We start from the raw sequence: 23,616 nt of genomic DNA on the forward strand, positions 1-23,616 counted from the left end.
GAATAACAGTTCTGATATACGAGAGTCTTATGCTCGCAACGCCGCCGCCCATAGCCACACGGCCAAACTCGCTTTGGGCCGCCACTGCGCCGCAGAAACCCGAGAGCCCAGAGTTGTCCGGTGATCTACACACGGATGTGGCCATTCTGGGCGCGGGTTTCACCGGTCTGCGCGCGGCGCTGGCCTTGGCCGAAGCAGGCACGTCTGTTGTTGTGCTTGATGCCGGTGATGTGGGCTGGGGCGCTTCCGGACGCACCGGCGGGCAGGTCAATCCGATGCTGCCCTTTAACTCTCCCGAGGATCTGCGCCGAATGCTGGGGCAGACTTACTTCGAGCGTTTGACCGAGACCTCGTTAAACTCGGCAGATGAGTTGTTTTCACTGATCGACACCTATCAGATCCCGTGTCAGGCGCGACAAAAAGGTTGGTTGAGGGTGCTGCACAATGATCGAGCTTTGCGTAAGGCCGAGGCTGATGTGAAAGCCTGGAACGACTTTGGCGCAGGAATGGAGGTTCTACGCGGCGACGATCTGAGAATCAGTTCGGGCACAAACGCCTATTCCAGTGGTGTCGTGACCCCGCGCGGCGGTGCGGTGCAACCGATGATGCTGGCGCGCGGCGTGGCAGGCGCCGCCCAACAGCGCGGCGTTTCGATTTTTGGAAACAGCGCTGTTACCTCGATGAACAAGGTCGGCGGGAAGTGGCAACTGCGCACAGATCAGGGTTCGGTCACGTCCGACACGGTGATCGTTGCAACCAATGGCTATACTGGACCACTGGTGCCGAAACTGCCCAACAGCATCCTGCCCCTGACACCGATCCAAATCGCAACAGACCCTTTGCCAGAAGATATCGTCGCTTCGATCCTGCCGCGGGGGCACACAATCTCGGACAGCCGACGTATCATCATGTATGCGCGGCGCGAGCCAGACAATCGATTGGTCTACGGTGGGTTGGGTCGCGTGGATCGCGCGGGCAATTTGGGCGGTTTCGACTGGCTTCAACGGGACGCCGAACGCGTTTTCCCTCAGTTGAAAGGTGCCAACTGGTCCTATCGCTGGGGAGGGCGTATTGCGATCACCGACGATCACCTGCCTCACCTGCATGAACCGCAGCCGGGTCTTCTAATCGGGCTTGGGTATAACGGGCGTGGCGTTGCAATGTCACATGTCATGGGTCGGGTGCTGGCCGAGCGTGCATTGGGGGCTGATCCAGGGTCTCTGACGTTTCCAACCACCCCCGTGCGAGCCATGCCCTATCGCTCGTTCAAGGTTGCAGGTTTAGGTTCGGCAGTCTGGTCGATGCGCCTGATGGACTGGCTAGAAACCCGATAGCGCCTATTTTCATGAATCCACGCCATGAGGCTTGGGTGTTTTTTAAGAAGGCCAGAGCGAAAAAGAGGCGGCAAATGCCGCCTCAATCTTAGCTTTTCATTCCGTCCCAAAAGGATTTGACGGAAGAGAAAAAGCTCTTGGATTCCGGGTGGTTGTCTTCACCCAGATCGTCAAACTCGCGAAGCAACTCTTTCTGACGACTGGTCAGGTTGACCGGAGTTTCCACTGCCAGTTCGATGAACATGTCACCAACGCCACCACCGCGTAGCGCAGGCATGCCTTTGCTGCGCAAGCGCATTTGCCGACCCGACTGGCTTCCGGCTGGTATCTGAACGCGACCGCGACCGCCATCGATGGTCGGAACCTCGATCGATCCGCCCAGCGCCGCCTTGGCCATGCTGACCGGCACGCGGCAGTAGAGGTTCACGCTGTCGCGCTCGAATAGTTTGTGCTCGGATACTTCGACGAAAATGTAGAGGTCTCCCGGAGGGCCGCCACGCATTCCGGCCTCACCCTCGCCCGCCAGACGAATACGCGTTCCGGTTTCGACTCCAGCAGGGATGTTCACCGACAAAGCGCGGTCTTTTTCGACGCGGCCAGCACCCTGGCAGGATTTGCAAGGGTTCTTGATGATCTGACCCAGCCCCGAACAGGTCGGGCAAGTGCGTTCAACGGTGAAAAAACCCTGCTGCGCCCGCACCTTGCCCATGCCGGAACAGGTGGGACAGGTTGTGGGCTCAACACCACCTTCAGCCCCGGTCCCTTCACATGATGAACAGGCCACGGCCGTGGGTACGTTAATGGTTTTCTGCAGACCCGAGAACGCCTCTTCCAGCGTCACGCGCAGGTTATAGCGAAGGTCCGAACCTCGCGCGGCGCGACGACCGCCGCCACCGCGTTGACCGCCCATGAAATCGCCGAAAAGATCGTCGAAAACGTCCGAGAACGCGCTCGAGAAGTCGCCTTGTCCGCCAAAGCCACCACCGGGACGACCACCGCCTCCCATGCCGTTTTCAAATGCGGCATGGCCAAAGCGATCATAAGCTGCCTTTTTTTCGGCATCGCGCAGCACGTCGTAGGCCTCATTGGCTTCCTTGAACTGCGCTTCGGCATCCGGGTTGTCCTTGTTGCGGTCAGGATGCAGCGCTTTGGCTTTCGTGCGAAAACCTTTCTTGATCTCATCCGCCGAAGCGCCCTTGGCCACACCCAGCACTTCGTAATAGTCGCGCTTTGACATCAGTATTTCCTTCTGCCTCAACGTAAATAGGCCGGCCCGGCATCCGGACCGGCCCAAACTGGCCCGGTTACCCGTTACTTACGCTTGTCGTCGTCCAGATCTTCGAACTCGGCGTCGACAATGTCATCGTCCGCTGGTGCTGCATCTGCAGCCGCAGGCTCATCTTCGCCTTCTTCGGCTTGCGCCTTATAGATGGCTTCGCCCAGCTTCATGGCTGCCTCCGTGACGTTCTGGATACCCGACTTGATCTTGTCGGCATTCTCGGTTTCCAGCTCGTCCTTCAGTGCGGCGATCGCCAGCTCGATGGCTTCGATGGTGGTCGGATCGACTTTGTCGGCATGCTCTTCCATCGACTTTTCGGTCGAGTGGATGAGGCTTTCCGCCTGGTTCTTCGCCTCGATCAGCTCGCGGCGCTCCTTGTCGGCTTCCGCGTTCTCTTCGGCGTCCTTGACCATCTTGTCGATATCCTCGTCGGACAGACCGCCAGATGCCTGAATGGTGATCTTCTGCTCTTTGCCTGTGCCTTTGTCCTTGGCCGAAACCGAGACAATGCCGTTGGCGTCGATGTCAAAAGTCACCTCGATCTGAGGCATGCCGCGTGGCGCGGGCGGGATATCTTCAAGGTTAAACTGACCCAGGATCTTGTTGTCCGCAGCCATTTCGCGTTCACCTTGGAAACAGCGGATGGTCACCGCGTTCTGGTTGTCCTCGGCGGTCGAGAAGACCTGAGACTTCTTGGTCGGGATCGTGGTGTTGCGGTCGATCAGACGGGTGAACACGCCGCCCAGGGTTTCGATACCCAAGCTGAGCGGGGTCACGTCCAGCAGAACCACGTCTTTGACGTCGCCCTGCAGAACACCGGCCTGAATGGCGGCGCCCATGGCAACCACTTCGTCCGGGTTCACACCCTTGTGCGGCTCTTTGCCAAAGAACTTGGTAACCTCTTCGATCACTTTCGGCATTCGGGTCATACCACCGACCAGAACAACCTCATCAATGTCAGCAGCCGACAGACCGGCGTCTTTCAGAGCGGCCTGGCAAGGCTTCATCGACTTCTTGATCAGGTCGCCAACCAGCGATTCCAGCTTGGCACGGGTCAGTTTCATGACCATGTGCAGCGGCTGACCGTTCGAGCCCATCGAGATGAACGGCTGATTGATTTCGGTCTGCGAGGTTGAAGACAGTTCGATCTTGGCTTTTTCAGCGGCTTCTTTCAGACGCTGCAGGGCCATCTTGTCAGCAGACAGATCGACACCGTGTTCCTTTTTGAACTCGTCCGCCAGGTAGTTGACGATGCGCATGTCAAAGTCTTCACCACCCAGGAAGGTGTCACCATTGGTCGATTTGACCTCGAACAGGCCGTCGTCGATTTCCAGGATGGTCACGTCGAACGTACCGCCACCAAGGTCATAGACCGCGATGGTTTGGGTTTCTTCCTTGTCCAGACCATAGGCCAGAGCAGCCGCTGTCGGTTCGTTGATGATCCGCAGCACTTCCAGACCGGCGATCTTGCCTGCGTCTTTGGTGGCCTGACGCTGAGCGTCGTTGAAGTAGGCCGGAACGGTGATAACCGCCTGCGTGACTTCCTCACCCAAATAGCTTTCGGCGGTTTCCTTCATCTTACCCAGAGTGAAGGCCGAGATCTGGCTTGGGGAGTACTTTTCACCACGGGCTTCCACCCATGCGTCGCCATTGCCGCCGTTGACGATGGCGTACGGCACCATTTTCTTGTCTTTTTCGACTTCGGCATCATCCACGCGACGACCGATCAGACGCTTGACGCCAAAGATCGTGTTGTCGGGGTTGGTGACCGCCTGACGTTTTGCAGGCTGCCCGACCAGACGCTCATCTTCGGTGAAGGCGACGATCGAGGGCGTGGTCCGCGCCCCTTCGGCGTTTTCGATGACCTTCGGCTGTGAGCCGTCCATGATGGCCACACAAGAGTTTGTGGTACCGAGGTCAATCCCGATTACTTTTCCCATTTTTGCAATCCCTTTCTCTTCAAGGCGATGTCCCGAGGACCGGACCCGTTACGGCATCCCGCCCCCGATCTGTTGTGCGCGACAGCACTACCATCGCGCGTCCCGGCGTATATAAGGGCGAGACCAAGGGCCTGCAAGCACCGTAAAAGGCAGGTTTTCGGGAATCTGTGGCCTTTTTTGGCAAGGATTTGGAAAGGATTGGGGTTTCCGGAATGGCGCGGCTGGTTTTGCGGGGGTTCGATATCAGAAAAGCCTATCTGGATCCTGCCGCTCAGACGCAGGTCATCGCTGATTTGCGACCGATTCTGAAAGCCGCGCCCCTGTTTCGCCCCGTTACGCCCTCGGGCAAAGAGATGTCGGTGCGGATGACCTCAGCCGGGGCTTTGGGTTGGGTGACTGACAAGGCGGGCTATCGCTATCAGGATCAGCATCCCAAGGGCGGCATCTGGCCCGGCATTCCCGAAAGTATTCTGGATATCTGGCGTGATTTGGTCAGCGCCGAACGTGAACCGGATTGCTGTTTAATCAATTACTATGGTGAAGGCGCAAAGATGGGGCTTCATCAGGACAAGGACGAGGCCGATTTTTCCTGGCCCGTTTTGTCAGTTTCTCTGGGCGACGACGCCCTGTTCCGCATTGGCAACACGACCCGTGGCGGCAAGACCGAGTCAATCTGGCTAGGCTCGGGTGATGTGGTGGTCATGGGTGGGCCAGCGCGGTTGGCGTATCACGGGGTGGATCGGATCAGGTTCGGATCTTCTCGGCTGCTGCCCAAAGGCGGACGGATCAACCTTACATTGCGGGTCGCGCGTTAACGGCGAGCGTTCCAGCTTTGTGAAACGTGCTGGCGTGTAAAGAACTCACCCATCAGGCCGATCATCAGCAAGGCAATCCCGACCCAGAGCGCGTATTCCCAGCTGGAATTGCGCGGGAAATAATTCTGGAAAATGAAACCGCGACATTGGTCGATGATATGAAATAGCGGATTCCACGCAAACATCATCAGCAACCCGCCGCCCAGTGTATTAGCAACAAACATTTTGCCGGAAAACACCATGTTCAGGCGACGATAGATATTGGTGAGCATTCCGACCGTTGTCGGGAACCACGGTTTGAGTGCCATGAACACCAATCCCACAGCACACCCGGTAAACCAGGCCAGCAAAATCATTGCAAAAGCACCGCCAGGATCCTGAATCTCGATCGGTGCGATTGTGACGCTGTAGATAAAAAGGATGATGAACATGGCCAGCAATTGCTTGTACAGCGTACTGAATGCTGACGACAGGATCGTGACCATCACGTTCATCGGCGAATGCAGCATCATTGGATTATTCGCCGCCCCGACCCCTGAAATCGCGCCGATGGATTGGATATGCATCATGAAAGGAAAAACTCCCGACAGGACGTAGAGTAGAAATTCGCCTCTGATCTTGGGAACACCGCCTCGACCCATCAAAGTCATAAGCAGGTAAAACGTAGTGCCCATAACCACCAGTTGCATAACGTTGATCAGGATGGCCATCACCGCATTGGGATGTTGCGCACGCACATTTCGCACCGAAGCGTGGAACACCAGCTCAGCCGTTGTAAAGGCGCCGCCCAGTAGCGATTGATTGCGCTTGAAGTAATACACTCGAAGGTCTTTCCTGCCGCGTCGCCGCTAATCTGCCACGAATATCTTGCCGTTCCGTAACCGCCGCATCATAAGTCGGTGATGAGTTTGGATCAACAAACCACAGGAACGGAGCATTTTTGTGACCTACGACGCGCTTATTCCCGTCATTCGGCGGCTGGCCCTGGAGGCGGGCGACAAGATCATGGAGATCTATGAGGCGGATGATTTCGACGTCAAAGTCAAATCCGACTCTAGCCCTGTGACCGAAGCGGACGAGGCTGCTGACGCTTTGATTTCCGCCGGGTTGCGCGCAGCCTTCCCGGATATCCTTCTGGTCACTGAAGAACAGGCCGACTCGCATTCGGAAAAAGGCGATACCTTTCTGATTGTCGATCCGTTGGACGGCACCAAGGAATTCATCAACCGTCGCGGCGACTTCACCGTCAACATCGCGCTGGTCGAGAACGGAGTACCGACCCGGGGCGTGGTCTATGCACCAGCACGGGGGCGCATGTTCTATACACAATCGGATGGTCAGTCAGTCGAGGAAACAGGGGCGTTTGACAAGGAAACGCCCGGGACTTTGACCGGAATATCAGTCTCTAAACCGGACAATTCGGCGCTTTTTGTTGTGGCTTCGAAATCCCATCGGGATCAGGCCACCGAGGACTACATCAACAAGTATCAGGTGAAAGACAGCAAAAGCGCGGGGTCCTCGCTCAAGTTCTGCCTGGTGGCTACGGGTGAGGCGGACATTTATCCCCGCGTTGGGCGCACGATGGAATGGGATACGGCGGCAGGCCATGCAGTGCTTGCCGGGGCGGGCGGAAAGGTGGTGCGTTTTGACGACCATTCACCGCTGGCTTATGGCAAAGAAGGCTATGCCAACCCGTTTTTTATCGCTTACGCTCCGGGTGTTGAACTGAAGGAAGCCTGATGTCTGTTCTGATCGCCATCCCTGCCCGCTATGCCTCGACCCGTTATCCGGGCAAACCACTGGTGCCGCTATCGGGTGCCACAGGTGCTGCAATGACGCTGATCGAACGGTCCTGGCGCGCGGCCAAGTCTGTTTCGGGTGTTGACCGGGTGGTCGTTGCAACGGATGACGATCGTATCCGCGAGGTCTCGGAAGGGTTTGGGGCCGAAGTGGTCATGACCTCGGAAAGCTGCCAGAACGGCACCGAACGCTGCGCCGAAGCGCATGAAGTTCTGGGTGGTGGTCATGACATCGTGGTCAACCTGCAAGGCGACGCGCCGCTGACGCCACACTGGTTTGTCGAAGACCTGATCGCCGGCCTGCGCGCCGCGCCAGATGCCGGTGTTGCCACGCCCGTGCTGCGCTGCGACGGGGACGCGCTGAACAGTCTGCTGAACGATCGCAAGAATGGACGCGTAGGCGGTACAACTGCAGTGTTCGGGCGCGACCACAGCGCGATGTATTTCTCGAAAGAGGTCGTGCCTTTTACGTCCGAGACTTATGCAGGCGGCGAACCGACCCCGGTGTATCATCACGTGGGCGTATATGCTTACAGACCCGATGCGCTTGCCGCATATCCAGGCTGGCCCACCGGCCCGCTGGAGCAGCTGGAGGGTCTGGAACAGCTTCGGTTCATGGAAAACGGGCGCAAGGTTCTGTGCGTCGAGGTCGCGGCCAAGGGCCGCCAGTTCTGGGAATTGAACAACCCGCAGGACGTGCCAAAGATCGAAGAGATGATGGCGGCGATGGGGCTGGAGTAACCGATTTTCCCCATGACATCCGGCGGTCCCCATATCTTATGTAAAGGTAACTCGGCTCCAAAGGGCGCATCATGACAACTATCCTAGTGACCGGTGGTGCCGGGTATATTGGCTCGCACGCCTGCAAGGCGCTGGCGAAGGCGGGATATGTTCCGGTGACGTATGACAATCTGGTCACGGGCTGGCAGGATGCAGTGAAATACGGCCCTTTTGAACAGGGCGACCTGCTGGACCGGGCGCGTCTTGACGAGGTGTTTGCCAAACACCAACCAGCGGCGGTGATTCATTTTGCTGCCCTAAGCCAGGTGGGTGACGCGATGCGCCAGCCCGGAGTGTACTGGTCAAACAATGTTACGGGTTCACTGAACTTGATAGAAGCTGCAGTCGCAGCCGGGTGTCTGGACTTTGTGTTTTCATCCACATGCGCCACCTACGGCGAGCATGACAACGTGGTTCTGGATGAATCCACCGCGCAGCTTCCGTTGAATGCATATGGTGCCTCAAAACGCGCAATCGAGGACATCCTGAAGGACTTCGAAGCGGCCCATGGTCTGCGCCATGTCATTTTCCGCTATTTCAACGTTGCCGGGGCGGATCCCGAGGGGGAAGTGGGTGAATTTCACCGCCCCGAGACCCACCTGATCCCTCTAATGCTGGACGCGATTGATGGCAAACGGGATGGTTTGACCGTCTTTGGCACCGACTACGACACCCCCGACGGAACATGTATCCGCGACTATGTACATGTCTGCGATCTGGTGGATGCGCATGTTCTGGGGCTGGACTGGTTGGAACAGGGCAAGGAAAGTCGCGTCTTTAATCTGGGTACCGGATCCGGATTTTCCGTGCTTGAGGTCATCGAACAATCCAAATCCGTCACCAATCGACCGGTACCGTATTCTATCGGACCGCGTCGCGCCGGGGATTGCACAAAGCTGGTCTCAGGTTCTGTACGTGCTGAAACCGAACTTGGATGGTCGCCCAAAAGATCAACGTTAGAGACGATGATCGCGGATGCCTGGCGCTGGCATCAGAACGGGCATTACGAGAAGTGAGTCGCCAGTGACCTCCGGCACAGTGCATAACCTGCCCCGGATCAGTTGGCGGCAAAAGTATCAGCTGCGCTGGAAACGTCGACGGCTGCTGTGGCGGTCCTTGCGCAGTCGGCACCAATTGACCTGCCTGAAAGATCAGACAGGCGAGATCCGCGCTGGTGGAGTGCTGTGCTTTACAACATTGCGCAACGAGATCACTCGCCTGCCCTGGTTCTTTCACCACTACCGCCAGTTGGGCGTAGGTCATTTCCTTTTCGTGGATAACGGCAGCGATGACGGCTCGGCAGAATATTTGTTGGACCAACCGGATGTGTCTGTCTGGCAAACCTATTCCAGCTATCGGGGATCACGATTTGGCCTGGATTGGCTGACCTGGCTTCAGATGCGGTATGGGCACAATCACTGGTGCCTGATGGTCGATGCGGATGAACTGCTGGTCTATTCCCAGTGCGATACCCACCCCCTGCAAGACCTGACGCATTGGCTGGACCAGCAAGGGCGGGTTGGTTTTGGTGCGTTGATGCTGGACCTTTACCCCAAAGGTCCGCTGGGCCATGAGTCCTATGACCCCAATACCGACCCGACGGAGTTGTTATGTTGGTTCGACGCAGGGCCACATCGCGCAGAGCGACAAAGCCCGATGGGCAATCTGTGGGTTCAAGGCGGCGCAAGGGAACGCATGTTCTTCGCCCAAACACGGCAACGATCCCCCACGCTGAACAAGATCCCGCTTATGCGCTGGTCGCGGCGGTATGCCTATGTAAACTCTTGCCATTCCGCCCTGCCGCGTCACTTGAACGCAACTTATGACGGACCGGACGGCTCGGCCCCTTCGGGGGTTTTGCTGCACACGAAGTTCCTGCCGGAGATTGTCGAAAAATCCAAATCCGAAAAGCAACGACACCAGCATTTTCACGACCCGAACCAATTCGGGGCGTACTATGACGGGATAATTAATAAACCGGACATGTGGACCCCACAATCGGTGCGATACGCTGGTTGGACACAGTTGCAGCAAATGGGGCTGATGACAGGTGGGGATTGGGTGTTTTCATGAAAACACGACAATCAACGGCCCGTTTACCCTTTCCAGAATTTAAAGAAGTTGCCTCAGAAGATGCATAGGTGCCATAAACCGATAATGCTTTGTCGTGCCAGCGGTCATGACGGGGTCGGGGAAAGCTCGCGTTATAAAAAGGGTTGGGCAGTCACGTGAGCCTGTTTGAGTCCTACAAGATGAGATTGCGGCGCAAGCGCCGTATTCTGCGTTGCCTCAGACGAAGACGTGAACTCAAACCTGCCAGTAACAATACATCAGCAATCCGCAGCGACGACATCTTGTTGATGAGTGTTATCCGAAACGAAAAAATCCGCCTGCCATTCTTTTTGGAATATTACCGCAAACTGGGCATCAACCACTTTTTTTTCATCGACAACAACAGCGATGACGGAAGCTTTGAGTTCCTGAAAGAACAGGTCGACGTGTCAGTCTGGCGGACGACCACCAGTTACAAACGCGCGGGCTATGGTCTGGACTGGTCAAACTACATTCTGCGCAAATACGCGCACGGGCATTGGGTTCTGACCGTCGACCCGGATGAGTTCTTCATCTATCCATTTTGTGATACCCGTCCGATCCGTGCGTTGACGGATTGGCTGGATGGCAGCGCCGTGCGCAGCTTTGGAACCATGCTGATCGACATGTACCCCGAAGGCCCGGTGGATGCGGAACCCTACCACGAGGGGCAGGATCCGTTCGAAATCGCGCGTTGGTTCGATCCCGGGAATTACATGATCACCAAAAACCCAGATTATAAGAACCTGTGGATTCAAGGCGGCCCAAGGGCGCGAGTGTTTTTCAGCGAAAACCCCTCCAAGGCTCCAGCGTTGAACAAGATTCCGTTGGTGAAATGGGATCGGCGCTATGTCTATATCAGCTCGACCCATTCGCTTTTGCCGCGGGGGCTGAACCAGGTGTATGACGAATGGGGTGGGGAAAAGGCCAGCGGGTCACTGCTTCATGCCAAAATGATAAACACCCTTGGCGACAAGGCGCGCGAGGAACTGAAGCGCGGTCAGCATTATCGCGGGTCGGATGAATACAAAGCCTATGCTGCCCGGCTTGAGGACAAACCCGTTTTCTGGTGCGAATGGTCCGAGGCGTACATCAATTGGCGGCAGCTTGAGATTCTGGGCCTGATGTCCAAGGGGAATTGGGCATGAGCGGTCTGGGCATCGTCATGCTGGTCCATACATCACTGGATCGGGCCGAGCAGGTCGCGCGCCACTGGACGGCTGCAGGATGCCCGGTCGTGGTCCACGTAGATCGCAAAGTACCCGATGGTCTTTACACACGCTTTGTCGCCTCCTGCTCGAATGATCCCAGCATCGTTTTTTCCGAACGTCACAGGTGCGATTGGGGCGGGTGGGGCATTGTTGCTGCCTCGCAAAGCGCATCCGAGATGATGTTGGAACAATTCCCTGAGGTGCGGCACGTGTTTTTGTCCTCGGGGGCGTGCTTGCCGCTGCGCCCGGTTCAGGAATTGATAACATACCTGGCCGACCGGCCCCGCGTGGACTTCATCGAAAGCGCGACGACATCGGACGTCAACTGGACCATTGGCGGGCTGGACCATGAGCGCTTTACCCTGCGCTTCCCGTTTTCGTGGCGAAAACAACGCAAGCTGTTTGACACCTATGTCAGGATTCAGCGAGCGTTGGGATACCGCAGGAATATCCCCGACGGGTTGGTACCTCATATGGGTAGCCAATGGTGGTGCCTGACCCGCCAAACGCTGTCTGCCATTCTTCAAGATCCCAAGCGCAAACAGTACGACAAGTATTTCCGCCATGTTTGGATACCCGACGAAAGCTATTTCCAAACACTTTCTCGGCAATACTCCACACATATCGAAAGCCGCTCCCTGACCCTGTCCAAGTTCGACTATCAGGGCCGCCCTCACATTTTTTACGACGACCACCTGCAATTGCTACGACGCTCGGACTGCTTTGTAGCGCGCAAGATCTGGCCTCAGGCCGAACGGTTGTATCAGGCATTCCTGACCGACCAGAGCGGCGCCATGAAACCGGCCGAGCCCAATCCGAGTAAGATAGATCGCATCTTCTCGAAAGCGGTCGAACGGCGGACACGCGGGCGCGACGGGCTTTATATGCAAAGTCGCTTCCCACGTCACGGTAGCGAAAACGGCCTGACATCTTCGCCCTATTCCGTCTTTCAGGGCTTTTCCGAGCTGTTTGACGATTTTGAATCCTGGCTAGCGACCATCACGGGCACACGGGTCCACGGGCACTTGTTTGAACCCCAACACGCCGAGTTTGCGCAGGGCGAAACCATAACCAACGGGGCCCTCAGCGATTCTGCATCGTTGCGGGATTATAATCCCACAGCTTTCCTGTCGAACTTGGTCTGGAATACGCGGGGGGAGCGACAGTGTTTTCAGTTCGGACCAAGAGACACGCAAGAGATCAACTGGTTTCTGGCGCGCGACAAGAACGCCCAGATCTCGGTCATCACCGGAGCGTGGGCGATTCCGCTGTTCCGCTCGAATCTCAACTTCTCGGATATCCGATGCGAAGCAGCACGGCTGCAGCAGATTGAAACCAAGCAGCTTGAGGTTCTGACCTCGGTCTGGACCAAGGCAAGAGTGCGCAACTGGACGTTGGCGGATTTCATTGAATCGCCGATGGATCCCTTGCAGTCCATCCTTGACGAAATCGGAGTGAATCAGACCAGCCATCTAACCGAAGTGCCCGCTATGGGTGATTTGTCTGGTTTCGGTAAATTTCTACAAAACCTCAAGAATCAGGGTATGCATCCATACCTCATGGGGGACTTCCCCGTGGATGATGTGTTTGGCCCTCAGACGAAACCATTCCGCAAACCTTATCTGGTGCAGTGACGGCCCATGTCAGCCAACTTTGATTATTTCGTTGTATTGGCGGCCATGCGCACAGGCTCGAACCTGCTCGAAGCAAATCTGAATGCGCTGGACGGCGTGACCTGCCATGGCGAAGCGTTTAACCCGCATTTTGCGGGCAATCTGAAATCCGATAGCCTGCTGGGCCTGTCTCTGGAAGACCGGGATGCGGACCCGTTGAAATTACTGAAAGCCATTCGCTCTGCCCCCGGTGACATCAACGGATTCCGATATTTCGTAGAACACGACCCGCGGGTTCTAAAGCCGGTATTGAATGACCCTCGCTGCGCCAAGATCATCCTGACACGCAACCCGCTGGACAGTTACCTGTCGTTAAAGATCGCGCGGGCCACGCAGCAATGGCTGCTGAAGAACGTCAAACGGCGTGTCGATGCTGTGGTTGAATTTGATGCACAGGAGTTTTCGGACTATCAGGATCAGGTCCAAGGCCACCAGCACATGCTTCGGCGGCATCTGCAAAAGACTGGCCAAAGCGCTTTTTTCGTCACCTATGACGACCTGACCGAGCTGGACGTCCTAAACGGCCTGGCTACATGGCTGGGGGTCGACGCGCGTTTGACCAAGCTGGATGACACGCTGAAGCCGCAAAACCCGGCGCCAGCCGTGTCAAAGGTCACCAATCCTGACGACATGACGCGCGCTTTGGCAGATATCGATCAGTTTGGGCTACATCGTTCATATGGCTTCGAACCGCAGCGCGGGGCCGCCGTACCGCAATACGTCGCAGCGCCAAAGTCCGCCCTGATGTATCTACCTATTCGTAGCGGTTTAGAGCCTGTTATCGGCCAATGGCTGGCCGATCTGGATGGCTGCGTGGTTGGCGACCTGATCACCGATCGGAATCGCAAACAAATCCGCGCCTGGTTAAAGGATTACCCCGGCCATCGAAAATTCACCGTTCTGCGCCACCCGTTGGCACGAGCACATACGGCCTTTTGCCAGCACATCCTGAGCACAGGGCCGGGCAGCTATAAAATGGTGCGCAATTATCTGCGTAACCGGCTCAAAATACCGATTCCGGGGCAAGTGCGGGATAACAATTATTCCATCGAGCAACACCGGGACGCGTTTTCGGCCTTCCTGAGCTTCCTGCGCCTCAACCTCAATGGTCAAACGCCAATTCGCGTCGACGGGACGTGGTGCAGCCAATCGCGGGTGTTGGACGGTATTGCCAGTTTCCTAATGCCTGACCTGATCCTGCGAGAAGAAGAGATGGCGGCAGCACTTCCCGCACTGGCGCATGAGATTGGGCATTCGCATCCACCTGCGCCTGGCCCATGCGCGCCCGACGTGCCGTTTACGTTGGACCAGATCTATGACGCGGAACTTGAGGCGCTGGCAGCAGAGGTCTACCAGCGCGACTATGAAGTGTTTGGATTTGCTGCCTGGACGCCAGTGCCGCCTAGGGACGCAAAGTGATCAGCGTACCTTTGTTGACCATCGAATAAATCTCCTCGATCTCGTCATTCTTGACCGCGATGCATCCTGCCGTCCAATCCGGTGTTTTCCGCGCGCGCTTGAGTTCTGACCGAAGATTCGGCTGGCCGTGGATGAAAATATCTCCGCCCGGGTTAACCCCTTCTGCCTTGGCTTGAGCGACATCCTGAGAGTTGGGGTAGGAAATGCCCAGCGACAGATGATAGCGGCTGCGAGGATTCCTGCGGTCGATCAGATAGCTGCCCTCGGGCGTGCGACCATCCCCTTTTTTGATCTTTGTACCTTGAGGCGCAAATCCCAAATCCACATCATATTCTCGCAAAATCTGCCCATGATGCAGCAGATAGAGTTTGCGGGCACCCTTGTTGACCACCAACGAGGTCACCTCGGGCCCATTATAACTAAGAAATCTTGGGCTGGCTGAGGCACAAGCCGAAAGGCTCAGCGTTGCCATAGCTCCCAATCCGAATGCTCGACGATCCATGTTTCACTGCCTGCTCTGTTTTTTGGAATCAATATGCCAAAAACCTCAAGAAACGGAAATCACTTTTTGCTGTTCATCTGCTCGGTCAGGCGGCGCTCGATGCTTTCCAGCCGTTCCAGCACTTCGTCGCGATAGGCGTCGGTCTTGACTTCATCCTCGGCATGGTGGGCATCCTGCATCGAGTTCACGATCAGACCCACCAACAGGTTCACCACGGCAAAGGTCGTGACCATGATAAAAGGAACAAAGAATAGCCATGCGTATGGAAAAACCTCCATTACAGGGCGGACAATGCCCATGGACCAGCTTTCCAACGTCATGATCTGGAACAAGGTATAAGCCGACAGGCCCAGATCACCGAACCAAGTCGGAAACGAGCCTGAGAACAGTTTGGTCGAGATTACGGCGCCAATATAGAACAGGATTGCCATCAGCAGGAAGACACTGGCCATCCCCGGCAGGGCCGAGATAAACCCTTCGACCACGCGACGCAGGCGGGGCGCCACGGAAATCACGCGCAATACCCGCAGAATCCGAAGGGCACGCAGCACGGACAAGCCTCCGGCGCTGGGGATTAGGGCGATACCCACGATCAGGAAATCAAAGATATTCCAGCCATTCGTGAAAAATCTGCGCCCGGTGGCGATCAGCTTCATGGTGATTTCGGCCACGAAGATCGCAAGGCACAGCTTGTCCAGCGCCACAATCACTGGACCAGCTATTTCCATCAGGGTCGGCGACGTCTCCATTCCCAGAAGGATCGCATTGAAGATGATGACGGCCGTTATAAACCGCCCAAACACGGGCGCTTCGACAATGTTCAGCAAGCGCTGTTTGACACCCATGTGTCGCAATCTCCTGTCTGATCAAGATGCGGTGTTCTGGACAAACCGCGCTGCAAGTTCCGTATGTGACGACCACCGAAATTGGTCAACGACCTGTACCCATTCAAGAGTGTAGCCTGCGTTAACAAGGTTTTTCGCGTCCCGTGCAAATGTCACTGGGTTGCACGAGACATACGAAATGACAGGGCGCTTGGCCTGGGCCAGTTCCTCCACCTGTGCGTCGGCCCCGGCACGGGGCGGGTCCAACACGATCGCGTCAAATGTCTTTAGCTCATCGGGCATCAACGGACGGCGGAACAGGTCCCGGGCCTCGGTTGTCACGCGTTTCAGGCCCTGCGCCTTGCGCCAACCGTGATCCAGCGCCTGAACCATGGCGGCCTCGCCTTCCACCGCATGAACTTCGGCGGCTTGGGCAAGAGGAAGCGAAAATGTACCGCTACCTGCAAACAGGTCGACGACGCGCTTGGCACCTTTAGTTGCCTCCAAAACTGCCTGTAATAGAGCCTGTTCTCCGTCCTTCGTCGCCTGCAAGAACGCACCGGGCGGCGGCGTGACTTCAACTGTTCCAAAACACTGAAGCGGCGCCTGCCGCATGGCGATCACTTCATCATCCCAGCTCAACCGCGCCAAACCGTGCTTCTCGGTCGCTTGAGCCAGTGCCAGTTCCAGCGGTCCGTCCAAGGGTTTGCCACCTTTGACGGCGACGTCCAGCCCACCTTCGGACAATGTGAGCGTGACGGCCAATACGCCCTTACGGCTTCCACCCAGAACGGCCAGCGCCTCTGCCACTGGAATGGCCGAGATCAGCGCCGGGTCCAGCAACAGGCAGTCGGGGATTTCCGTGATCGTGCCCGAGGCGCGACCATGAAATCCGGCCAATGTGCCCTTTTTCGTACGCCTTACCGCAATTGTTGCGCGCCGACGCGACTGTTCGGGGGACGTGTGTATCGGGCGCATGGGCGCATCCAGACCCTGCGCCGCCAAAGCATTGCGAACGATTTCAAGCTTCCAATCAGCAACAAAGGCATCAGACGCGTGCTGCAACTGACATCCTCCGCAGGCTTTGTAATGGCGGCACCGGGCTTTGACCCGGCCTTCAGACGGCGTCTCCACCCGTATGTCGGTCAGCACTTGACCTGTCAGAGTACCACTAACGACTTCGCCGGGAAGCGTACGCGGTACATAGACGGGACCATCGGCAATGCCGTCGCCCTGATGGCCAAGCCGTGTGATTGTGAATTGCTGCGTCATGAAGTGCCTGATAGCCGGGCTTTGACGGCAACAAAACCCTTATTCCGCAGCTTCCGCCTGAATGAAGCCGCCTGACTGACGGTGCCAGAACCGCGCATACAGCCCGCCCTGATCCAGCAGAGCCTCATGCGTTCCGGATTCTGCGATCTGCCCTTGATCCAGAACAACGATCCGGTCCATCTCGCTGAGGGTAGACAGGCGGTGCGCAATGGCCAGAACGGTCTTGCCTTCCATCACCCGATGCAGCGCCGTCTGGATCGAGGCTTCGACCTCGGAATCCAGCGCCGAGGTCGCCTCATCCAGAACCAAAATCGGCGCATCCTTCAGAATGGCGCGGGCCAAAGCGATACGTTGCCGCTGCCCACCGCTGAGCTTAACGCCTCTCTCGCCCAGATGGGCGTCATAGCCTTTGCGTCCATTTGCGTCCTCAAGGCTCAGGATGAATTCATGCGCCTCGGCCTTCCTCGCGGCAGTAATCATCTCATCTTCGGATGCGTTCGGGCGACCGTACAGGATGTTCTCGCGCGCTGAGCGGTTGAACATCGCCGTTTCCTGCGTGACCATGCCAATCTCACGGCGCAGGCTGTCTTGCGTCACCTGCGACACATCCTGCCCGTCGATACAAATTGCGCCACTTTCCCTGTCATAGAGCCTGAGCAGAAGCGAAACGAGTGTGGACTTACCCGCGCCCGAGGCACCGACGATGCCCAGCTTTTCACCGGGTTCTATGGTCAAGGTCAGATCCGTGACACCGCCTATATCCCGACCATAGGCAAAACTGACATTTTCGAATGAGATCGATCCGTCGTGCACGGTCAGGTCTTTTGCGTCGCCCGCATCTTCGACCCGGTCACGCTTGGCCAGTGTTTTCATTCCGTTTTCGATCTCACCCACGTTGGCGTAAAGACCCATCAGCGTGAAACTGACCCAACCGGTCATCTGCGCGATGCGGATCGAAACCGCACCTGCCGCCACAATATCCCCTGCGGTCGCCATGCCGAGTTGCCACAACCAAAGCGTCGCGCCCAACAACAGAACAGGCAGCACACCGGCCAGCGTCATCAGAATGAATCGAAAACTGGCCGAAAGCTTGCCGAAATCCAGCGATCGTTCGCGCAATTCCACCATCGAGTCGCGCGCGGCCTGATCTTCGAAAGCGGAATGCGCGAACAGCTTGACGGTCTTGATGTTGGTGATCGTGTCGACCACCTGCCCCGACACCATCGCCCGCGCCCCGGCCCGCGCGGCAGAACGCACGCGGATGCGCGGCAGGTACCAGCGTACAAGTAGGAAATAGACCACCAGCCAGGCGGCAAAGGGCAACATCACCAATGGATGAATAGATCCTAACAAAAGCAAAGATCCGGCCAGAGACGCCAAGGCAAACACAATCGCGCTGATCGTTTCCGACACGACAGAAGCCATGGCGTTCGACGTCTGCATCTGTTTCTGCGCGATCCGACCGGCAAAATCGTCGTCGAAATAAGTCACCGACTGGCCCAACGTCCAACGGTTCAACTTGGCCAGCACCAAAGGTGTGATGTTGGGCATGACGATGTAGTTGTTCGACAGAGACGACAGGCCAAACAGGATCGGGCGCAGCAGCATAAAGAACGCAGCTGCGCCAAAGATCATCCACATATTTGCTGCGGTCAGAAAACTTTCGGGCCCGCTGGAGGTTGCCACATCTATCACGCGACCCAGAATCCACGCTGTCCCTGCCTCCATCGCGCCTGCTGTGGCCGAGAAGAAAGCCGCGACAAACAGCATGGGCCAGGCCCCGGACAGGCTCCAGCGAATGAACGCCCCCAAAGTCTGCGGTGGGGGCGTTTCGATGTTTTTGAACGGGTAGATGAGGTCAGCAACCCTCATTCAGCGGCCTCCGGGTTCATGAAGCCGCCAGACTGCCGCGCCCAGAACTGCGCGTAAAGGCCACCCTGCGCCAGAAGGTCTGAATGTGAGCCTTCTTCCACGATGCGGCCAGCATCCATCACCAAAATGCGGTCCATCTGCGCGATGGTGCTGAGCCTGTGCGCAATTGCGATCACGGTTTTGCCTTGCATCATGCCGTAGAGAGTTTCCTGAATTGACGCTTCAACCTCGGAATCTAGGGCAGATGTCGCTTCATCCAACAACAAGATCGGCGCATCCTTCAGGACAACTCGCGCTAGGGTCACCCTCTGACGCTGACCCCCGGACAGCTTCACGCCGCGTTCCCCCACATGTGCATCATACCCGGTCCGACCCTGCGGGTCTTGCAGATCAAGGATGAACTCATGCGCTTCGGCCTGTTTGGCGGCGGCGATCATCTGCGCCTCGGACGCATCCGGCCGACCATACAGGATGTTGTCGCGCACAGACCGGTGCAGCAACGCGCTGTCTTGCTGGACCATGCCGATATGACTGCGCAGGCTGTCTTGCGTGACCTGCGCGATGTTCTGATCATCGATCAAAATTGCACCGCGCTCGACGTCGTAAAACCGCAAAAGAAGCTTAACCAGAGTCGATTTACCGGCGCCGGAACGCCCAATCAATCCGATCTTTTCACCAGGCTGGATGGTCAGGTTGACATGGTCCAAGCCTCCGGTCTCACGACCGTAGTGGTGCGAAAGATCGCGGATCTGAATCTCGCCCTTGCTGAGATGCAGGGGTTTCGCAGTCGGTGCATCCAGCAGATTGATGGGTTGCGCAATGGTCTCCATCCCCTCGGCCACGATACCCAACTGGCGGAAAAAGCTGGTCAATGCCCACATGATCCATCCGGTCATGGCGTTCAGGCGCAGGGTCAACGCAGTCGCCGCTGCAACAACACCAACCGAAGCTGTTCCCTGCATCCAAAGCCCAATCGCCCAGCCAACAACGCCCACGATCAGCATACCGTTCAGCGTGACCAAAACCGCATCCATGATGGTGAAAATCCGCATCTCGATCTGGAAGGTCCGGCGGGTTTCCTGGATGGCTTCGCGGGCATAGTCCAGCTCTTGCGGGCCATGGGCGAACATTTTGACCGAGTGGATGTTCGTATAGCTGTCCACCACCCGACCCGTCACTGTCGAGCGCGCATCCGAGGCAGCCTTTGACGCCGGGCCCACACGCTGCACCGTCCAGCGCACCAGCATCGCGTAAAATGCAAACCAGATCAGCAACGGGATCAGCAAGCGTGCGTCCGCAACATACAACAGGATTGCCGCGCCGATCAGATAGGCCAACGAGAAGGAAATCGCGTCAAAAACCTGAAAAACCACTTCGCCCGCGGCGGGCGGCGTCTGCATGATTCGGTTGGCGATCCGACCGGCAAAGTCGTTCTCAAACCACCCAACTGATTGGCGCAGAACATGTTTATGCGCACGCCAGCGGATCAGGGTGCCAAAGCTCGGCAGGATCGTGTTGTTAAGCAACAGCACGTCGATCAGATGCAGCAACGGGCGCAACAGCAGTACAAATGCAGCCACCAACAACAGTTCTGTTCCGTGATTCTGCCAGACCTCGGCCGGGGTGCCCCCCAAAAGATCGACAACGCGGCCCATGTAGTAGATCAGTCCGACTTCAACCCCCGCGACGATGATGGAAATCAACGCGGTCCAGACAAATACCCGAAAGAAGGGCCGCGAATAGTCCAACATAAACGGCCACAGCCTGGTCGGCGGTTTGTCGGATTCCGTATAGGCGACAAAAGGGTCAACAAGATTTTCGAAATAGCGAAACATGGAGAGTGCTCCGATTGAGCAGATAATAGACGTGCGAAGAAAGATGGCGCCTGAACACCACCCGTTACGGGGCAAGTGTCCTGGCTTTAGCCGAACCAGATCCCGTAATACATTCGCATTCCTCCATCCATGTGTCAGGCGCACCTAAGCACAAAGGAAAAAAGTTGTCATCCCCTTTTGAGACTTCGCGCTAAGTTGCGAGCAACTCCTCACGCGAAAGCGCAAAGCCGGACGCGATCCAGCGGCTTTCAAGCTCTGCCAGCTTTTTGCCCAGCGCCGGCCCGGTAAAGCTGGGAATCAGGTCCTTGGCCTGTATCGGGAAGCGGGCCGTTGACCCTGCATGCAAGTCACGCCTTAGGTCTTCGGACCATGGTCGTTCCAGAAAGGCGCAGCGCAAGAGGGTCTCGTGCAAGCCACCTTCGTCGCCATAGCGGTACCCAAGCTCTGCCACACTGGTTGTGGCCTGCGCCTCCTCACGCATTCGGGTCAGGCGTTGCAGCTGCGCACGGCTTAACCGCAGTGTCGCTGCATCCTCGGGCTTGGTGATGGCTGCCAGACGCCGCACCGGATCGGGATCGGCACCCGCCGCCTGTTCCAGCGCAATCAAAGGTGCCAAAGACCGATCGTCCGCACCCGGCAACAACCGGGTCAAAACGCCTGTGCTGCGCATTGTTGCAACGGCGGGGGCTGGATCAGGCGCACCCAGAAGCTTCAGCAATTCTGCCCCGACCCGTTCGCGCGACAGCGATTCCAACCCTTCAAGGTTGGCACTGATGGCCACCAGCGCATCGGGATCAAAACCGGCGTCAGGATCACCATACCAGGCGTGAAAGCGGAAATAACGAAGTGAGCGAAGATAGTCTTCGCGGATCCGATTTTCGGCCGTTCCGATAAACCGCACTGACCGAGCTTTAAGGTCAGGAAGGCCACCAAGTGGGTCTAACACAGCCCCATCGGGCAGTGCGTAAAGCGCGTTCATGGTAAAATCGCGCCGCGCAGCGTCTTCTTCAACGTGTTTGGAAAAGGCGACGACTGCTCGCCGACCGTCGGTTTCCACGTCACGTCGGAAGGTCGTGATCTCGTGCGGGATACCTGCGCTGACCACCGTGATCGTACCGTGGTCTATACCGGTTGGAATAGCTTTGAGCCCCGCAGCTTGTGCCATCTGAACCACCTGCTCTGGTCGGGCATCGGTGGCAATATCGATGTCCGAGACAGGAGCGCCCAGAAGAGCGTTGCGCACACAGCCACCCACAAAAAGCGCCTGTGCGCCGGATGAGGTCAGGGCTGCGCATACCTGTTGGGTCGCTAGTTCACTGACCCAAGGCTCATTAATCTGCATCATTCATTCACCCGTGCTGCAAGCCCGCGCAATATGCGGGCCGTCGCGCCCCATATGTAATAAGGGCCGTACGGAGCTGCGTAGTATCTGCGTTTCTGGCCGCGCCAGCGACGCGACTCAACCAGATAATTCTCGGGATTCAAGAGATGAGCAAGAGGGGTCGAGAATACCTCGTCCACTTCGCCGGGTTCAGGCACAGGTTCGAATCTGTCACGCACGACTGCGACCACGGGTGTGACGTTGAAAGAGGTGACTGTTTCATGCATCGGCAGAAACCCCAGAACCTCTGGCAAATCAGGTGGCAGCCCGATCTCTTCCTGTGCTTCCCTCAAAGCCGCTGCCGTGACATCGGCATCCGTTTCATCCTGTTTGCCTCCGGGAAAGGCGATTTGCCCCGGATGGTGCTTTAATGCAGAAGACCTTTTGGTCAGGATCACCCGAGGCGTATCACCGGCCAATGAGATGGCCACAAGAACACCTGCAGGGCGCAGCCGCCGCCCGGGTGGCAGAACGGTTTCGGGGTTCAGGTCAAAATCGCTGGATCCGTGACCGGGGCGGCGCAAGGCCGCCCGGATCTGTTCAACCGGATCATGCACCTTCGCTGTCTTCAGCTTCAAAGCCCACTGTGGCCGGATCCAGCACGTAATGCGCGCCGCAGAACTGGCAATCAGCTGTGACCAGACCTTCGGGAGTTGTCATCTTTTCGATGTCCTTCGCCGAATAGATCGACAAGCTCTGACGCACCCGGTCCTCGGAACAGGTACAGCCGAATTGAACCGATTGCGCGTCATAAACACGCGGCTGTTCCTCGTGGAACAGGCGAACCAAAAGGTCGGTCGGCGCAACAGAGGGGCCGATCATTTCCAGATCCTCGACAGTATCCAGCAGGATATTGACGCGACCCCAGTTTTCACCTTCTTCACCGTCTACCAGATCGGTGGCGGTCAGGATTTCACCCGTACCTTCACCTGATGCTGCAAAGGGCGACGCTTTGGGCATGTGCTGCAACATAATGCCGCCTGCACGCCAATGCTCGCCCGCGCCGGGCTCGGTCGATTTGCCAAAGCTCAGCGAAAACCGCGTCGGCAACTGTTCGGATTGCGCGAAATACGCCTCGGCGCACGCACTCAGCGATCCGCCAGCCAGCGGCGTGATGCCCTGATACGGTTGCGTGCCTTCACCCTGGTCGATCATGATGGCGAAATACCCTTCGCCCACCTGATCAAAGGGGGCAGCATCGGTCAGACGGTCGTGGTCAAAACTGGCATAAGCGCGAATTTGGGCGGGCTGGCCCTCTTCCTGCGGCGCGTAATAGTCGGTCGCGATCATGCGGACCGCCCCTTTGGACTGCACTTGCAGCGACAGCTTCCAGCGCAGTGCAACGGTCTGGCCGATCAACGCGGTCAGCAAGGCCATTTCAGCCACCAGCGCTTCGACTTGCTGCGGATAATCGTGCTGCTTCAAGATGCCATCCAGCACGCCATCCAGACGGGCCACGCGGCCGCGCATGTCGGATGCATCAAGTTGAAAGGGCAGGACGGTGTCGTCCCACGCGATTTTTGTTCCAAGAGACATGGGGTTTCCTTACACGCCACGGGTTGGCATACCGGCACCATATAGGTCGTACA

Annotated in this window: 20 protein-coding genes; 9 read left to right on the forward strand and 11 right to left on the reverse strand. The window is 57.2% G+C overall.

The window, feature by feature from the left end; translation table 11 throughout:
* Positions 1 to 29 precede the first annotated feature (29 nt).
* A complete protein-coding gene (locus ALB80_RS13505; RefSeq protein ID WP_050604603.1) occupies positions 30 to 1,334 on the forward strand; it encodes an FAD-binding oxidoreductase in 1,305 nt (434 codons plus the stop codon).
* Between the two features lie 88 nt (positions 1,335 to 1,422).
* On the opposite strand, the gene dnaJ is transcribed toward ALB80_RS13505, so the two are convergent.
* Positions 1,423 to 2,571: a molecular chaperone DnaJ gene (gene dnaJ, locus ALB80_RS13510; RefSeq protein ID WP_050604604.1), complete on the reverse strand. Its 1,149-nt coding sequence runs from the start codon at positions 2,569 to 2,571 to the stop codon at positions 1,423 to 1,425.
* Between the two features lie 74 nt (positions 2,572 to 2,645).
* Complete coding sequence (dnaK, locus tag ALB80_RS13515; RefSeq protein WP_050604605.1) at positions 2,646 to 4,553, reverse strand: molecular chaperone DnaK; 1,908 nt, start codon at positions 4,551 to 4,553, stop codon at positions 2,646 to 2,648.
* Positions 4,554 to 4,765: 212 nt separating this feature from the next.
* Between dnaK and ALB80_RS13520 the strand changes: the two genes are divergently transcribed.
* Positions 4,766 to 5,368: an alpha-ketoglutarate-dependent dioxygenase AlkB gene (locus ALB80_RS13520; protein ID WP_050604606.1), complete on the forward strand. Its 603-nt coding sequence runs from the start codon at positions 4,766 to 4,768 to the stop codon at positions 5,366 to 5,368.
* Here ALB80_RS13520 and ALB80_RS13525 read toward each other — a convergent pair.
* Positions 5,365 to 6,189, reverse strand: coding sequence for an ABC transporter permease (locus ALB80_RS13525; protein WP_050604607.1), 825 nt, complete (start codon positions 6,187 to 6,189; stop codon positions 5,365 to 5,367). The genes ALB80_RS13520 and ALB80_RS13525 overlap by 4 nt on opposite strands.
* Before the next feature lie 121 nt (positions 6,190 to 6,310).
* Between ALB80_RS13525 and cysQ the strand changes: the two genes are divergently transcribed.
* The 7 genes from cysQ (at position 6,311) to ALB80_RS13560 (ending at position 14,341) form a co-directional block, all read left to right on the forward strand.
* Complete coding sequence (gene cysQ / locus ALB80_RS13530) at positions 6,311 to 7,108, forward strand: 3'(2'),5'-bisphosphate nucleotidase CysQ (RefSeq protein WP_050604608.1); 798 nt, start codon at positions 6,311 to 6,313, stop codon at positions 7,106 to 7,108.
* Positions 7,108 to 7,908, forward strand: coding sequence for a 3-deoxy-manno-octulosonate cytidylyltransferase (locus ALB80_RS13535; RefSeq protein ID WP_050604609.1), 801 nt, complete (start codon positions 7,108 to 7,110; stop codon positions 7,906 to 7,908). The genes cysQ and ALB80_RS13535 overlap by 1 nt, the downstream gene beginning before the upstream one ends.
* A gap of 71 nt (positions 7,909 to 7,979) precedes the next feature.
* Positions 7,980 to 8,963, forward strand: coding sequence for a UDP-glucose 4-epimerase GalE (gene galE / locus ALB80_RS13540; RefSeq protein WP_050604610.1), 984 nt, complete (start codon positions 7,980 to 7,982; stop codon positions 8,961 to 8,963).
* Positions 8,964 to 8,970: 7 nt separating this feature from the next.
* The gene (locus ALB80_RS13545) at positions 8,971 to 10,020 is read left to right on the forward strand and encodes a glycosyltransferase family 2 protein (protein ID WP_253276884.1); all 1,050 of its coding nucleotides are present in this window, start codon (positions 8,971 to 8,973) and stop codon (positions 10,018 to 10,020) included.
* A gap of 179 nt (positions 10,021 to 10,199) precedes the next feature.
* The gene (locus tag ALB80_RS13550; RefSeq protein ID WP_050604698.1) at positions 10,200 to 11,186 is read left to right on the forward strand and encodes a glycosyltransferase family 2 protein; all 987 of its coding nucleotides are present in this window, start codon (positions 10,200 to 10,202) and stop codon (positions 11,184 to 11,186) included.
* Entirely contained in the window at positions 11,183 to 12,883 is a 1,701-nt protein-coding gene (locus ALB80_RS13555) for a beta-1,6-N-acetylglucosaminyltransferase (RefSeq protein WP_050604611.1), read from the forward strand. The genes ALB80_RS13550 and ALB80_RS13555 overlap by 4 nt, the downstream gene beginning before the upstream one ends.
* 6 nt (positions 12,884 to 12,889) lie before the next feature.
* Entirely contained in the window at positions 12,890 to 14,341 is a 1,452-nt protein-coding gene (locus ALB80_RS13560) for a hypothetical protein (RefSeq protein WP_050604612.1), read from the forward strand.
* Here ALB80_RS13560 and ALB80_RS13565 read toward each other — a convergent pair.
* From ALB80_RS13565 to ALB80_RS13600, 8 genes are all read right to left on the reverse strand, one after another.
* Positions 14,325 to 14,843, reverse strand: coding sequence for a murein L,D-transpeptidase family protein (locus tag ALB80_RS13565; RefSeq protein WP_050604613.1), 519 nt, complete (start codon positions 14,841 to 14,843; stop codon positions 14,325 to 14,327). The genes ALB80_RS13560 and ALB80_RS13565 overlap by 17 nt on opposite strands.
* A gap of 59 nt (positions 14,844 to 14,902) precedes the next feature.
* Complete coding sequence (locus tag ALB80_RS13570) at positions 14,903 to 15,688, reverse strand: ion transporter (protein ID WP_050604614.1); 786 nt, start codon at positions 15,686 to 15,688, stop codon at positions 14,903 to 14,905.
* Between the two features lie 21 nt (positions 15,689 to 15,709).
* Positions 15,710 to 16,939: a class I SAM-dependent RNA methyltransferase gene (locus ALB80_RS13575; protein ID WP_050604615.1), complete on the reverse strand. Its 1,230-nt coding sequence runs from the start codon at positions 16,937 to 16,939 to the stop codon at positions 15,710 to 15,712.
* 39 nt (positions 16,940 to 16,978) lie between these two features.
* Positions 16,979 to 18,811, reverse strand: a complete 1,833-nt coding sequence (locus ALB80_RS13580; RefSeq protein WP_050604616.1) for an ABC transporter ATP-binding protein — start codon at positions 18,809 to 18,811, stop codon at positions 16,979 to 16,981.
* On the reverse strand, positions 18,808 to 20,646 hold the full coding sequence (locus ALB80_RS13585; protein WP_050604617.1) for an ABC transporter ATP-binding protein: 1,839 nt from the start codon (positions 20,644 to 20,646) through the stop codon (positions 18,808 to 18,810). The genes ALB80_RS13580 and ALB80_RS13585 overlap by 4 nt, the downstream gene beginning before the upstream one ends.
* Before the next feature lie 190 nt (positions 20,647 to 20,836).
* Entirely contained in the window at positions 20,837 to 21,991 is a 1,155-nt protein-coding gene (locus ALB80_RS13590; protein WP_050604618.1) for a CCA tRNA nucleotidyltransferase, read from the reverse strand.
* Positions 21,988 to 22,605, reverse strand: coding sequence for a CoA pyrophosphatase (locus ALB80_RS13595; protein ID WP_371255984.1), 618 nt, complete (start codon positions 22,603 to 22,605; stop codon positions 21,988 to 21,990). The genes ALB80_RS13590 and ALB80_RS13595 overlap by 4 nt, the downstream gene beginning before the upstream one ends.
* A complete protein-coding gene (locus tag ALB80_RS13600; RefSeq protein ID WP_050604620.1) occupies positions 22,577 to 23,563 on the reverse strand; it encodes an Hsp33 family molecular chaperone HslO in 987 nt (328 codons plus the stop codon). Before ALB80_RS13600 ends, ALB80_RS13595 begins: the two co-directional genes overlap by 29 nt.
* Between the last annotated feature and the right edge of the window lie 53 nt (positions 23,564 to 23,616).

This window comes from Ruegeria sp. 6PALISEP08 (assembly GCF_001238295.1).
Lineage (GTDB): Bacteria > Pseudomonadota > Alphaproteobacteria > Rhodobacterales > Rhodobacteraceae > Ruegeria.